The following is a 13,970-nucleotide window of genomic DNA, read 5'->3' on the forward strand; positions in this document are numbered from 1 at the left end:
GCTGCGGCGTAGCCTCCGGCCGGGGCGAACGGGTGATGGCCCCCGGCCGGAAGGAGCGTGCGGCGGCTTCGGGCGGGAGCGAGCGTGCGACGGTCCCCGGCCGGGGTGGGCAGGTGGCTGGACCCGGGTGGAGTGGGCAGATGGCGGTCTCGGCGCGGGGCGCGCGTGGGGCGGCCCCGGGCGGGGGTGTCCGCTCGGGGCCGCCACGGCCGTCCTGGGGGTGCCGTTCAGCCATGCGGTGTGCTCAGGGCTCTCTCGTCGGCCTGCTGGCGGACCATGTCGAAGCCGAGCGCGGCCGAGGCCAGCGTCACATGGTGGTGCCAGCCGCGGAAGGAGCGGCCCTCGAAGTCGCCGAGGCCGAACTCCTCGTGCATCCGGCCCAGCGCCTCCCCGGCGAACCTGCGCAGCCGGGCCAGCAGGACGATCTCCGCGAGCCGGCGGACCGGCAGGTTCGTCAGCCAGTAGGCGCGCGGCTGCGGGCGGCCGTAGGGCCAGTCCGCGAGGAGCATCCGCGCCCGAGGCGCGCCACCCGCGCAGCCCTCGGGAGAGCGCTCGGCCCGCAGCAGCACGGGCACGGTCAGGAACTCCGAGTGGCACATGCGCTCGGTCACCGGGTCGTGCCAGGTCACCGACGTCCGCTCGGTGTGCCGGACGGCGTGCGCGGCGAGGTCGGCCAGCGTGCCGCCGGCGCCCCGCACGGCGGCCCGGCCGCGGGGGAGGAGGACCGGCGTGTGCGGCGATGCCTGGACCACATAGCCGAGACCGCGTGCCTCCAGGCCCCGTAACAGGGGGTCCGGGTCCCCGTCGCCGCGCCAGTCGGCCAGCACCGGCAGCGGTTCCAGGGACCACTCGTCGAGCATCTCGTCGAGCGACTCCAGGACGTAGCTCCACCGGGGGCGGCAGCGCTCGTGCTCCGGCAGGTGCGCCTGGCCGCGCAGCCCCTCGTCGCGGTCCCACCGGCTGGGCAGCACCAGCCGCCAGTTCACCGGGACCCCGCCGGCGTGTCCCACCAGCGAGGTCGCCAGCGCCAGCTGGCAGTTGACGGTGCGTTCCTGGGAGGCCGCGTACTGCCGGGCCACGCCGACCGACCGGTCGCCGTTCTTGGCGAAGACGACCTCGTCGACCGACCAGGCCTCGGCCCGGAAGGCCCGGACCATCTGCCCGGCCAGCCGGCCGCGCACCGGCGCGGACGCCCAGGGGCTCTGGTTCACGAACTGCTGGATCTGCTGCACCGCCCGCCGCCCCAGCACCTGTTCGGTGATCCGGGCCGGCGTCTTGCGGCCGGGCACGGCCAGCAGACCGCGCAGGTACACCTCGCCCCAGCGCCGCTGGTCGGCCCGGGTGAACTGGCCGAACAGCTCGCCGCAGTAGGCCGGCAGGTCGAGGGCACCGGGCGGGGCGCCCGGGGTACGGACGGACGGTAACGGGAGTGCGATGGTCGCGAGATCACTCATGGCTGCAGTCGTCACCCCCCTCCAGCAGGAAGGCGTCCGTCGCCAGCAGCGCGTCGGCGACCTCGGGCAGCGTGCAGCCCACGATCACGAAGTCGACGTCGAGCCCCGCCTTGGTGCGCTGGAACAGCAGCTCGTTGATGGCGGACCGGCACATCTCGCTGGTCTCGCAGAGGTGGAACTCCACGCGCTGGGGGGCGGCCGCCATCACCTCGCCGAGGATCCTGCGGAACTTGCCCAGCTCGGCGGCGTCGATCACGCCGCGGCAGCTGATGTGGGCGGTGCCGCCGTCGAACTCGCTGCGCATCCGCAGCCGCATCTGGGCGGGCTCCAGCTCCACCCGCACCCGCACCGGTTCGGTGCCCTCGGGCAGCCGTACGGTCAGGTCCTTGGCGTCGAAGTTCTGGTACGGCTGCCCGTCCACCCACACCCGGGTCAGCTCCGCCGAGCCGGCCGGCAGCAGGTCCGGCGCCACCCGCAGCAGCCGCTCCGGGAGGTCGTCCGGACGCGGCCGGAAGTGCAGGGTCACCGGGTCGTTGCCGAGCAGCAGGCCGGTGTAGGTGGCCGCCAGGTAGCACAGCTCCAGCGCGTGGTAGCCCGCCATCGCGTGGCTGCCCTTGAGCCGCTCGGTGCCCAGCAGGTACGGGATGCCGTTGGCCAGGACGTTGAAGTAGACGCCGCCGTCCTCGTAGTCGAGGAAGTACGCGTTGTAGAACGACGCCGCCTCCCGGGCCAGCCGCAGGTGCTCGGGGTCGTCGGTGGTGCCGGCCAGGATGAGGTAGGCGAGGATCGCCTGCTCCTGCTGCCACCAGGCCTTGCGGTCGTGCCAGACCATGCGGTGGATGCCGCTGTCCGGGTCGGGCTGCCGCTCCACCACGTCGTACCAGCCGCTGCGCAGGCCGTCGCTGCCCACCGCGGGCATCAGCTCGGCGATCCGCTCCGCCGTGGCGAGGTACTCGGGCTTGTCGTGCAGGGCCTTGATGCGGGTCAGGTTCCAGGTGATCTTGAGGTTGTGGCCGACCACCGCGCGGTCCTGCTGCCAGCCCCAGGTGCGGTCCGGGCTCCAGTCGGCGTGGAACCGTTCCTGCACGAAGGGGGAGCCGGGCTCGTCCGGGAACCGCTGGACGATCGTGTCCGCGGTCTCCTCCAGGAGCGCGGCGAAGTCCGGACGGCCGGTCGCCAGATACGCGTTGATCAGGTACGCCGGGGCGTGGTCGCCGACGGAGTTCCAGTTCTTGCGGGACCGGTTGCGGCCCAGGGAGTCGGCACCCGGGTCCAGGGAGATCGGGTCCAGGTGCGAGAAGAACCCGCCGTGGACCGGGTCGCGGAAGTACTTCTGGAACAGGGCGACCGTGCGGTCGATGTCGTTCAGGATCTTCGGGTCGCCGGTGATCCGGAAGGTCTGGGTGGGGCCGGCCAGCGCGTAGATCTGCTCGTACATCGGGATCGCGTCGTAGTCGTCGCCGAACTCCGAGGCGAAGACCGGCCGGTGGCCGCCGGGCGTGATGTCGATGCCGTGGTACCAGTAGGTGATCCCGTCCGCCTGGTCGTCCACCCGCATGTGCTCGCGCAGGTACTCGGTACCGGACTGCGCCGCCTCCAGGAAGCGGTCCTCGCCGGTCAGCAGGTAGGCCGTGGCCAGCCCGTACACCAGCCGGGAGATGGTGTCGGTCTCCTGGCGCACGTCCTGGCCGTGGAAGTCCGGTAAGTGGGTGCCGCCGAGGGTGAGCTGGGTGCGGAAGTTCCGCCAGTCGTAGTTCCCGTCCGGGAACTGGCCGCGCAGGTAGAAGTCGGCGATGGCGGCGGCCTGCCGCACCCACCAGTCGGGGTGCTCGAAGACGTACTGGCCGCGGCTCTCCTCCGGGAAGGTGATCTCCTTGGCGTCGAAGCGGGCGCCGCCCTCCCACTCGTAGAGGATCCCGTACGCGAACAGGAACCGGCCCTCGGCCAGCATGTCGACGGTGCGGGCGGTGGTGTCGTGGTAGGGGTCGCCGAGGTTGCGGACGATGCGGGAGACGGCGTTGTGGGTCAGGTGGACCGTGAACTCACGCCCGTCCGGGCTGCGCAGGCCGAACATCCGCCTTGTGGGGCTGTAGTGGGTGACGTAACCCGCCAGGGTGTCGGAGGAGATACGTCGTTGGGAGAGTGCGCTCATCGTCGCGTGTCCTTCTCGTCAGGCAGGGCCGCCAGCAGCGCTACGCTGCGGCCCTGGGCGTGATAGGTGGGACCGTCGACCGGCTCCTCCGCTCCGGGCGGGAGGATCTCGTGCGGGGCCGGCCGGGCCGTGTCCAGGACGCGGTGCCAGCGGTGGCCGGGGATGACGGGCAGCTCGAAGTCGAGGCCCAGGTGGTACATGTTGAGGACCAGGTGCAGGTCCGGGTCACCGTCGAAACCGCCGTACGTACAGGCCAGCACATGGGCATCGGGGTTCTCCCAGCCCGGCTGGTGCAGCCGTGTGCCGTGCCAGGTGATGTCCGGCTGGTGGCGGGGGTTGAGCCGCTCGGAGAAGAACCGCGGCTCACGGAAGGTGCGGTAGCGCCCCCGCAGCCCGATGACACCGCGGGTGAACCCGAGCGTCTCCTGCTCCGCGGCGGCCTGGTCCCAGTCGAGCCAGGAGAGCGGGCCGTCCTGGCAGTAGCCGTTGTTGTTGCCGTTCTGGCTGTTGCGGAACTCGTCCCCGGCCAGCAGCATCGGGACGCCGCGGCTGAGCATGAGGATCGACAGCAGGTTCTTGATCTGCCGCAGCCGCAGCCCCTCGACCTCCGGGTCGTCCGTCGGGCCCTCGGCCCCGCAGTTCCAGCTGTAGTTCTCGTTCGTCCCGTCGGCGTCCGCCTCGCCGTTGGCGTGGTTGTGCTTGGTGTTGTAGCTGACCAGGTCGTTGAGGGTGAAGCCGTCGTGACAGGTCACGAAGTTGATGCTGTTGGTGGGCAGTTCCTCCTGCGGGGCGAACAGGTCGGCCGAGCCGCCGAGCCGGGAGGCGACCTCGCCGGCGATGCCCGCGTCACCGCGCACGAACCGCCGCACGTCGTCGCGGAACGGGCCGTTCCACTGCGCCCAGCGCTTTCCGGGGAACCGGCCCACCTGGTACAGCCCGCCGCCGTCCCAGGGCTCCGCGATGATCTTGGTCTCGGCCAGGACCTGGGACAGCTCTATCGCCCACAGTGCGGGCGGCACCGCCATCTCGTAGCCCATCGGGCCGCGCGAGAGCTCCGAGGCGAGGTCGAAACGGAAGCCGTCGACGTGATGCTCGGACACCCAGTACTCGAGGGACTCCAGGATGAACTTGGTGACGATGGGGTGGTTGGCGTTGACCGCGTTGCCGCACCCGGTGAAGTCCATGTAGTGGGAGCGGTCCTGCGGCCACAGGTGGTAGTAGGCCTCGTTCGCCGCGCCCCGGAAACTGATCGTCGGCCCGAACTCGTTGCCCTCGCTGGTGTGGTTGAAGACCACGTCGAGGATGACCTCGATGCCCGCCTTGTGGAAGGCCTTCACCATGTCGCGGAACTCGGTGATGTGGGTGGCGAGATGGGGACTCGCGCAGTAGCCGGTGTGCGGGGCGAAGAACCCGTACGGGTCGTAGCCCCAGTAGTTGCGCAGCGGTGTCCCGTCGGGGCCGGTCCGCAGCACCTGGGTCTCGTCGAAGTCGAAGACCGGCAGCAGCTCCACGGCGGTGACGCCGAGTTCCCGAAGGTGCGGGATCTTGTCGATGACGGCCGAGAAGGTGCCCGGGTGGGCGGCCCCGGAGGTCGGTGAGGCGGTGAAGCCGCGGACGTGCATCTCGTAGATGACGGTGTCGGCCATGGGGGTGCGCAGCGGGGTGTCGCCCTCCCAGTCGTAGTCGTCCAGGTCGACCACCAGGCTGCGCATGGAGTACTCGACGTTGTCCCCGGGACCGATCGCGCGGGTCCGCTCCCAGCGGCTGTTGACGTTGGCCCGGGCGTAGGGGTCGAGCAGTACCTTGCGGTGGTCGAAGCGGCTGCCCCCGGCGACGGGGTCGCGCGGCCCGTCCATGCGGTAGGCGTAGACCTGGCCGGCGCCGAGCCCCCGCACATGGCAGTGCCAGAAGTGGAAGCTGCGGTGCTGCTCGGGGCGCAGCCGGATGGTCCGGTAGGGCTGGGGGCTGTCGCAGTGCTCGAACAGCAGCAGGTCGACGCGGGTGGCGTGTTCGGAGAAGACCGAGAAGTTGACCCCGTCGGCGTCCACGGTGCTGCCCAGCGGCTGCGGGCGGCCCGGGGTGACCCCGGGCTGGGGGACGTCGAGGGTGTCGGGGGCCTGGTCGGCGGGCAGCGTCATGAACTCGTTCGTGGCATCCGTGGGCGTGGGCGTGGGCGTGGGCGTGGGCGTGGGCGTGGTCATGGTTGTGGCCGTGGTCGTGGTCGTGGTCGTGGTGGCGGGTCCGGTCGGGTGGTCCTGGGCCTCGGCCGGGGCGCTCATGCGAACACCGCCCGGGTTCCGGCCGGGACGTCGGCGCGCAGCCCGGCGAAGAGCTCTTCCCAGGGCACGGGACCGGAGGCCGGGCCGGGCTCGCTGCGCATCTCGAACGTCACGCCCCGCGCGGCGGGCGAGCCGAGCGCCCGGACGCAGGCCTCGGCGACGTACGCGCGGGCCACGAATCCGTCGCCGGCGTCGCCCTGCTCCAGGTGCAGCACGCCGTGGCCGGGCTCGTCGGTCAGCCAGCCCGGCCGGATCACCGTGTAGGGCAGGCCCGAGGAGCGGACCGCGTCCTCGCCGGCCAGCCGCCAGTCCAGCATCCTGCCGTAGGCGTTCATGGGGTGGTCGCGGCGGGTGACATGGCGCTGGCTGACGAGCACGAAGTGCCGGTCGGCACCGGCGGCGCCCAGGGTGTCGAGGACGTGGCGGACGCCGCCGTGCAGGGTCGACTCCGGGCTGTCCGGGCCGGCGGCGTCGGTGCCCGGTTCCACGGCGTAGACGACGGCGGCGCACCCGTGCAGGGGGGTGCGGAGCGTGCCGGGGTCGCGGACGTCGGCCGTGAAGTACTGCGCCTGCGCGGGCATGTGCCGCCGGGCGCGCTGGGTGCTGCGGCCGATGACCCGGACGGTCTCGCCCCGGGCCAGCAACTGCCGGGTGACGAGCCGGCCGACGCGGCCGGTCCCTCCTATGACTGCGATCGGGCTGTCCATCGAGAAAACTCCCCAGGGCGGTAGCCGAGCCGGACGAATGGCGTGCGGGAAGGAGCAGGTGGAGGCGCGAGGACGCGGCAGGATCCGGTCAGATCCAGCGCAGGATGTCGTCGGAGCTGGTCAGGTGGGTGCCGGAGGGCAGGCCGGTGACGGCGGGGACCCGCAGCCGCGGATAGACGCTCACCCCCGACAGCCGGGTGCCGGGGCGCAGGTCGGCGGCCTCGCCGATCGCCGAGTGGACGAGCCGGACGGGGTTGTCGCGTACGGAGCGCACCTGCGCCATGGGCCCCACGTACGAGTCGGTGATGCGGGCGTACGGCCCGACGACGGCGCCGTCGCCGATCGCCGTCCGGCTCAGCCGGGCCCCTTCGTCGATGTCGACATCGTCGCCGACGTCCGTGTAGCGCAGTTTCACGCCGGGGCCGATCTCGGCGTTGCGTCCGATGCGTACGGCGGGGCCGACCACCACGCTGCCCTCGGAGATCTTCTGGGCGAGGGTGGTGCCCTGCACGCTGTCCTTGGTGCGCAGGCTCGACTCGTGGATCCAGTACCGCGGATCGGTGCTCACCGGGGCGCCCATGGCCCGGCCCATCCAGGGGTAGCGGCCGCGCAGCACGTCCCCGAGGGTGGCCAGGTAGTCCGGGATGCTGCCCAGGTCGCCGAGCCGGTCGATGGGCGCGGCCGCGACCGGCAGGCCCCGCCGGACCAGCCAGGGCAGCAGGTCGCCGCCCCAGTCGAGGTTCTGCTGGGCCAGCCGGATCATCTCGGGGGTACGGGCCGCCAGCCGCAGCCGCCCGCAGTCGACCAGGTACATGCCGGCGTTGGTCGGCAGGGTGAAGCCGGTGCCCGGCAACGATGTCTCGGGGAAGAGGCGGTGGACGAGGTCGAGGCCGGGTTTCTCCAGGAAGCCCGAGACGGTGCCGTCCGCGTCCGTCTGCATCACGCCGTACTTGCCGGCGATCTCCTCGGCCGTACGGGCGACGGAGGCGACGGTCACGACGGCGTCGGCGGCGTCGTGCGCGTCGGTCAGCAGGGGCAGCGAGAACTCGAAGACGGAGTCGACCGGCATGACCAGGGCGCGGCCGGTCAGGTCCCACCGTTCGAGGTTGTGCAGGGTGGCCGCGCCCGAGCCGACGTTGTAGCGGTCGAGCCGGGCCCGGGAGTAGTGGATCTCGACGCCGAACCGCTCGCCGTGGCCGAGGACGAGCTTGATCTGGCTGTGGTTCTCGGCGCCCTGGGCGATCACGTGGAAGCGGCGGATGCCCTGGTCCCGGCAGTTCTGGACGAGCCATTCGATGACGGAGCGGCCGGCGAACGGGATGAGCGCCTTGCTGCGGATGTAGTCCGACGAGGCGAGGGTGAGCGGTTTGGCGCGTTCGCCCCGGCCTCCGGCCAGGATGATCCCTGATGTCTCGTCCCCCATGACTGCGCTGCCTCCTCGGCTGACGAATCAATGCCTTTCAGTCAACTGAGCCTGTCATTGAGAGTCAAGTAAAATGTAAAAAAAATGCGCAGACGGGGGCCGCGAAGCGGTCCCTCGACCTTTTAGATCATGGCTATGAGCAGGATCTATACGAGCCCGGCTCCGGATTAACCCGGCCAGTCAACGTGTTAAATCCATCCGTCAACTGCGCTGTCATGTCGCTGACGCGGGCCGGTCACTTCAGCTCGTCGGGGCAGGGTGTGCCCCGCGGCAGCTGGTACGGCGCCGCCAGCCGGTACGTCCCCGCCCTGGGGGCCAGCAGCATGGTCCACTTGTCGCCCTTGGCGTCCTCCGCCGTCTCCCTCAGGCAGCCGTTGACGTTGGTGTACGTCTTCGTCGCGCCGTCGGGCCGGTGCTTGGAGGCCTTGGTCTCCTGGGGTGCCTTCAGGCTCTTGCCGTCCGCGTCGACGATGCTCAGCCAGGGCGAGTACGGGATCCGGATCAGGATCCGGCCGGCCTTGCGGACCTCAAGGGTCAGCTCGCCCTGCTCGGCGCTGTCCACCACCGCGTCGGGCTCGGCCAGCGGCACCGGATCGGTCACCCGGAACAGCTGCCAGTTGGCGTCGCCCCAGATCTGCTTCAGATACGGCATCCCGCGCTGCACCAGCGCCCGCTCGCGCTCCCCGCCGTCGCCGTCCGGCTCGTCCTTGGGCAGCACGACGAAGTGCACGGCCCAGCGCTGCAGCCACTCGTGGTAGTTCGCGGAGTTCAGGGTGTCGTCGTAGAAGAGCGGGTTGCGCTCCATGTCGGCCTGGCGGTTCCAGCCGCGGGCCAGGTTGACGTACGGCGCGAGCGCGGAGGCCTCGCGGTGCGAGCGGGCCGGGACTACCTCGACGCGGCCCTTCTCGGCGCCCACCTGCTGGAGCTGGTGGACGAGCGGGGCGAGCTCGCGGGCCCAGGACGCGGCCGGGGTCGTGTGGATGATGTCGTCGACCGACTTGAAGCCGATCCAGCCGACGAAGCCGAGGAAGGCGAGGACCGTGACGTAGTACTTGCGCGAGCGCGGGACCGTGTACGGGAGAGCCACGATCAGGGTCGCGCCCGCGAACAGCATCGGCAGCCGCGAGATGTTCGAGCCGATCTGCGAACTGACCAGCCACACCAGCACCACACCGAGGCTGTACACGGCCGCCGTCAGCCGGACCGTCTTCCACTCCTCCGGCACGAGGAAGAGGCAGAGCAGGCCGTACGACAGGGGCATGATCACCGAGCCGAAGCCCATCGGCTGGGTGCCGGAGAACGGGAAGAGCCAGGCGGAGACCGCCACCACGGCCGCGGGCGCCAGGCCCAGCGCCCAGGCGCCCGGCCGCCGCTTCTGCAGGAACAGCGCGACCGCGACCAGACCGACGAAGAGCCCGGCGACCGGGGACGACATGGTGGCCAGTGCCGCGAGCGGGGCCGCGACCAGCGCCTTCGCCCACCGTTTGTGCCGCCATCGGTACGGCCAGCAGAACACCGCCCCGACCGCGGCCAGCGCGAACATCGTGCCGAGCGCGAAGGTGACCCGCCCGGAGATGGCGTTGCACAGCAGTGCGAACACCCCGGCGAGCGCGGCCCACAGGGGGTTCCGCACCGCCCGGCTGCGGATGAGGAGCAGGGTCAGCAGGCCGGCCGAGACGGTGCCGGCCAGCATCAGCGTGGTACGGACGCCGATCAGCGACATCAGATACGGCGACACCACGCTGTACGACACCGGGTGCATACCGCCGTACCAGGCGAGGTTGTACGCCGAGTCCGGGTGCCGGCCGACGAACTCCGCCCAGGCGTCCTGCGCCGCCAGATCGCCGCCGCTGTTCGCGAACGTGAAGAACCAGATGACGTGCAGGATGCCGGCGAGGGCGGTGACCGACAGCACCGGGTGGCGCAGCAGCCGCCGGCGCAACGGCTCGGCGGCCCGCAGCAGCCTGCTGCCGGCCTTACCCTCCGTATGGTCCGCGTCCGCCGGCGGCACGGCTATTCGCGGGCCGGCTACCGGCCCCGGTTCGGCGTCGTCGGCGCGTGTCGGCTCCGCTGTGGCCACCTGAAGGCACTCCCCGTGTCCCGTCTTCTGTTCTCGGCCGTGTTCCACGGTGTTGGCGGCCGCTTTCCGTCCAGTTCGCGGCCGTGTCCCGGCGACCGGCGACCTGCCCCGATTCGTGACGCTAGCACGCACCCCGCCGCGGGGCCCCTGGGTGGGGCGCCATCAGCGGGGTGCGGTGACGGAATGCCGGTTATGGGTCAGCCGAGGCGGGTCAGCCTGCTCGTGAACCCGGGCTCGGCCAGGTCCTTCTGCAGGGCGACCGGAACCCGGACGGCGGAACCGGAACCGTCACCCACGGTGAGGGTGCCGACCTTGGTGCCCGCCTTCGCGGTGTGCGGCACGTCGTCCGCCTGGAAGGACAGCTTCACCTTCAGCCCGGACCAGCCGGCGGCGGTGACGTCCTCGGTCGCCACCACCGGGGTACGGCCGCCGAGCCCGTCGTCCACGTACCCGACGACGTCGCCCTTCTTGTAGATCGTCGCCGACACCAGCGCGCCCTGGGCGGCCCGGATCAGCTTGTCGCCGCCGTTGAGGGCGGCGGTGAGGATGCTGTTGTCCGAGGCGGCGCTGGCCGGCTGCCGCAGCACCGCGCCGATGATCGTGCGGGTCTGGCCGCCGACCGTCTTCTTCGCGGCGAAGACCAGGTTGCCCAGGGCGGAGGTGGTGGTGCCGGTCTTGATGCCGACGACGTTGTTGTGACCGACCAGCTGGTTCCAGTTGCCGTGGTTGACGCCCTTGTAGTCGTCGTACGACATCATCGCGGCGACCTCGCGGAAGGCCGGCTCGCTCGCCATGGCGGCCTTCGCCAGCTTCACCTGGTCCACGGCGGTGGACACCGTGGAGTTCGTGAGCCCCGACGGGTCCGTGTACGTCGTGTCGGTCATGCCGAGCTTCTTCGCGGTGGCGTTCATCTTCGCCACGAACGACTTCTCGGAGCCGGCGTCCCACCGGGCCAGCAGGCGGGCCACGTTGTTGGCCGAGGCGATCAGGATGGACTCCAGGGCCTCGCGCTGGGTGATCGAGTCACCGGCCGTCACGTCGACGGTCGACTCCTGGCCGGCGTTCGCCTGGTCCTGGGCCGCCTGGTCGATCTTGATCTTCGGACCGGCGGCGCCGCTCTTCAGGGGATGGTCGCGCAGGATGATGTACGCGGTCATCACCTTGGCGACGCTCGCGATCGGCACCGCCTTCCGGGCACCGGAGGAGCCGAACGTGCCGATGCCCTGCACGTCGAGGGCGGCCTGGCCGTCGGCCGGCCAGGGGATGTCCACCTTGCCGCCGCCGAAGGTGTACGTGTCCTTCGCGGTGAGGTCGAGGGTGGGCTGGGGGAGCGGGCGCAGAGTCTGTACGACCGCAAAGACGATCAGCAGGACGATGACGAGCGGCGTCCAGATCTTGACCCGGCGGAAGAGGGTCCTGACCGGGGTCTCCGGCGGCGGGGGCGTGTTGGTCAGCTCGGCGAGCAGGTCCAGCGGGGGCTTCGGGGGAAGCGGCTGCTGGGTGGTGCGCTCGGGGCCGACCTGCGGGAGGACGGTGGTGCGGGTGGTGGAGGCGGTTTCGGGCTTCGGACCCTGCTTTATGTCCGACTTGAGCGCGACGAACCTGCTGGTGCGCTCGGCGTCGGCCGCCGGGGTCTTCGGGGACTTCGGGGTCTTCGGGCCCAGCTTGAGCGTGGTGGTGGGCTGGTCGACCTGTGGGGGGCGGGGGGCCTTGAGCATGGTGGTGGGCTGGTCGACGGCCGCCTCGGCTTCGCCTTCGCCGCCGTCCGGTTTCCCACCCGCACCACCCGTGCGGCCATCGTTGTCAGCCGCGGGTGGCCCCTTCGGTGCCTCCTCGCCGTCGGCGTCCGCGCCACCGTCGTCGCCGGATCCAGAACCCCCGCCGTCCGCCCCCGACTTGGCGTCCCGCCCCGCGACCGCCCACTTCGGCTTACCACCGGGCTTGGCGTCCTCGGGCTCACCCGCCGTCTCCGGCTTGGCGTCCTCGGGCGTGGCTGCCGGGTTGGGTTTGGCGTCTTCGGGTTCGGCTGCCGTCTCCGGCTTGGCATCTTCGGGATCAGCCGCCTCCGGCTTGGCGTCCTCGGGTTCGTCGGCGGTCGCCGATTCGCCCTCGGGTGCGGCGCCTTGAGCCTCGGTGGCGGCCTTCGACTCGCTGCCGGGCTTGGCGTCCTCGGGCTCACCCGCCGTCTCCGGCTTGGCGTCCTCGGGTTCGTCGGCGGTCGCCGATTCGCTGTCGGGCGCGGCGCCTTGACTCTTGGCGGCGGCCTTCGACTCGCTGCCGGGCCTGGCTTCCTCGGGTTCGTCGGTGGTGGCCGGCTTGGCCGCGGGCTTGGCGTCCTCGGGTTCGGCCGTCGCCTTCGGCTTGGCGTCCTGGGGTTCGTCGGCGGTCGCCGACTCGCCCTGGGGGGCGACGCCTTCGGGCTCGGCAGGGGCCTTGGGGGCCGCCGGGGTGTCCTCGGTCCCGGTCGTTGCCTCAGGCGTCGTAACGGGCTTGGCGGGCTTCTCCGGGGCCTCCTGGCGGTCCTTGGCGTCCGCGGGCGCCTCAGGGCCCTCCTCGGCCTCCGTGGCCGCGTCGGAGGCCGCCTGGGCGGCCTCCCCGGCGTCGTCACCCGTGCGGACCCACGTCGCCGCCGCGTCGCGGAGCCCCGTGTCACCCTTGCCGTCCTTGTCGGTCTCGTCGCCCTTGTCGGGCTCGTCGGCCGTGTTCAGGTCCCGTACCGAGAAGACCCGGGTCGCGGTGTCCACGCCGCCGGCGGTCTCCTTGTCGGCGGCCACCGCCAGTCGCGGGTCGCGTGTTTCGGGAACCGTTCCCGCTTTCCCCGACGTCGGTTCTGCCGACGACTCGCGCTGCTTCGACCTGTCGGGGGACTCGCCCGCCACCGATGCCTCCTCCACGCTTCGCACGTTGCCGTGCGCTGTCCGAACCATGTACCAGTGTCCTGTGTGCGGGCTTAGCCCCTGCGGTAGACGAGAACGACATACCTACCGGTTCCCTTACGAACCGGTCACGCACCCTCGACAGACCAATGTGAGAGGGGTCACCCTGTCATTCATCCACGCGGGGAGGCATGGATGGGCAGGAGCCGCAGAACACTTCCGGAGGAGCTTCTGCTGCTGGCACTGGACCCGGCCACGGGTACCACTGCACAGCCGCAGTCGCTCGACCTCGGTCTGGCCGGAGCACAGCTAGTAGAGCTGGCGCTGGCCGGACGGATAGCCCCAGACGGGGATCGTATCGCCGTGGTGCAGCCACGGCCGACTGGAGATCCGACTTTGGACTGTGCGTTGGAGTTGCTGCGAAGGCGCGGCGCTCCCGTACGGGCTGTTCACTGGATCGGCGGGCCGCGTCTCGGCCTTCGCCAGATCTATCTCGCGCATCTGGAACGGTGCGGCATGGTCGCCGCCGTCGCCGGTCAGATGTGCGGGGTGCTGCCGACCACTCGCTACCAGGCGACGGACAACTCCGTCACCCGGGAGATCCGTGGCCGGCTGGACTCGGCGATCCGCACCGGCGTACCGCCGGACCCGCGGACCGCGGCGCTCGCCGCCCTGGCCCACGCGGTCGGTCTCGGCAAGCATCTGTACCCGGGGAACGAGGGCCGCTCCTCGCGTTCCCGGCTGCGGGACCTGATCCGGCACGACCCGATGGGCGGGCTCGTGGCCCACGCCGTCATGGACGTGCAGAACGGCGCGGCCGCACAGCCACGCCGCAACCCGGCCGCCCCGGCCGGCCGGCAGGCCGGACCAGGCGCCAGGGCCGCCGCACCGGAACCCGCTCGCGGTGTTCCGATGCAACCGCGCCGAGGCGCGGGCGCGATGGCGCGTGCCGTCGTGCACTGAGCCGCAGTTCCACGGCGGCGGGAGCCGGCGGCAGCC

Annotated in this window: 8 protein-coding genes; 1 reads left to right on the forward strand and 7 read right to left on the reverse strand. The window is 71.5% G+C overall.

Translation table 11 applies throughout. From position 1 onward, the window contains the following. Nucleotides 1-227: 227 nt before the first annotated feature. The 7 genes from LQ326_RS05100 to LQ326_RS05130 form a co-directional block, all read right to left on the reverse strand. Entirely contained in the window at nucleotides 228-1,454 is a 1,227-nt protein-coding gene (locus tag LQ326_RS05100) for an IS701 family transposase (protein ID WP_234533042.1), read from the reverse strand. Next, a complete protein-coding gene (locus LQ326_RS05105) occupies nucleotides 1,447-3,606 on the reverse strand; it encodes an AGE family epimerase/isomerase (protein WP_234533051.1) in 2,160 nt (719 codons plus the stop codon). Before LQ326_RS05105 ends, LQ326_RS05100 begins: the two co-directional genes overlap by 8 nt. Continuing rightward, complete coding sequence (glgX, locus tag LQ326_RS05110; protein WP_234533053.1) at nucleotides 3,603-5,885, reverse strand: glycogen debranching protein GlgX; 2,283 nt, start codon at nucleotides 5,883-5,885, stop codon at nucleotides 3,603-3,605. Before glgX ends, LQ326_RS05105 begins: the two co-directional genes overlap by 4 nt. Next, nucleotides 5,882-6,592 carry an SDR family oxidoreductase gene (locus tag LQ326_RS05115; protein ID WP_234533055.1) on the reverse strand — a complete coding sequence of 237 codons (711 nt, stop codon included), beginning with the start codon at nucleotides 6,590-6,592 and terminating at the stop codon, nucleotides 5,882-5,884. The genes glgX and LQ326_RS05115 overlap by 4 nt, the downstream gene beginning before the upstream one ends. A gap of 88 nt (nucleotides 6,593-6,680) precedes the next feature. After that, complete coding sequence (locus tag LQ326_RS05120) at nucleotides 6,681-8,015, reverse strand: nucleotidyltransferase family protein (RefSeq protein ID WP_234533057.1); 1,335 nt, start codon at nucleotides 8,013-8,015, stop codon at nucleotides 6,681-6,683. A gap of 235 nt (nucleotides 8,016-8,250) precedes the next feature. After that, nucleotides 8,251-10,095 carry a DUF8823 domain-containing protein gene (locus LQ326_RS05125; protein ID WP_234533059.1) on the reverse strand — a complete coding sequence of 615 codons (1,845 nt, stop codon included), beginning with the start codon at nucleotides 10,093-10,095 and terminating at the stop codon, nucleotides 8,251-8,253. 197 nt (nucleotides 10,096-10,292) lie between these two features. Next, on the reverse strand, nucleotides 10,293-12,989 hold the full coding sequence (locus LQ326_RS05130; RefSeq protein ID WP_234533061.1) for a D-alanyl-D-alanine carboxypeptidase: 2,697 nt from the start codon (nucleotides 12,987-12,989) through the stop codon (nucleotides 10,293-10,295). A gap of 177 nt (nucleotides 12,990-13,166) precedes the next feature. Here LQ326_RS05130 and LQ326_RS05135 point away from each other — a divergent pair, with 177 nt between their 5' ends. After that, nucleotides 13,167-13,934 carry a GOLPH3/VPS74 family protein gene (locus tag LQ326_RS05135; RefSeq protein ID WP_234533063.1) on the forward strand — a complete coding sequence of 256 codons (768 nt, stop codon included), beginning with the start codon at nucleotides 13,167-13,169 and terminating at the stop codon, nucleotides 13,932-13,934. The last annotated feature ends 36 nt before the right edge of the window (nucleotides 13,935-13,970 follow it).

Origin of the sequence: Streptomyces shenzhenensis (assembly GCF_021462265.1) — a bacterium.
Taxonomy (GTDB): Bacteria; Actinomycetota; Actinomycetes; order Streptomycetales; family Streptomycetaceae; genus Streptomyces; species Streptomyces shenzhenensis.

Coding starts and splice junctions, on each gene's coding strand:
- LQ326_RS05100 (WP_234533042.1), bottom strand. CDS start 1,454: ATGAGTGATCTCGCGACCATCGCACTCCCGTTACCGTCCGTCCGTACC.
- LQ326_RS05105 (WP_234533051.1), bottom strand. CDS start 3,606: ATGAGCGCACTCTCCCAACGACGTATCTCCTCCGACACCCTGGCGGGT.
- glgX (WP_234533053.1), bottom strand. CDS start 5,885: ATGAGCGCCCCGGCCGAGGCCCAGGACCACCCGACCGGACCCGCCACC.
- LQ326_RS05115 (WP_234533055.1), bottom strand. CDS start 6,592: ATGGACAGCCCGATCGCAGTCATAGGAGGGACCGGCCGCGTCGGCCGG.
- LQ326_RS05120 (WP_234533057.1), bottom strand. CDS start 8,015: ATGGGGGACGAGACATCAGGGATCATCCTGGCCGGAGGCCGGGGCGAA.
- LQ326_RS05135 (WP_234533063.1), top strand. CDS start 13,167: ATGGGCAGGAGCCGCAGAACACTTCCGGAGGAGCTTCTGCTGCTGGCA.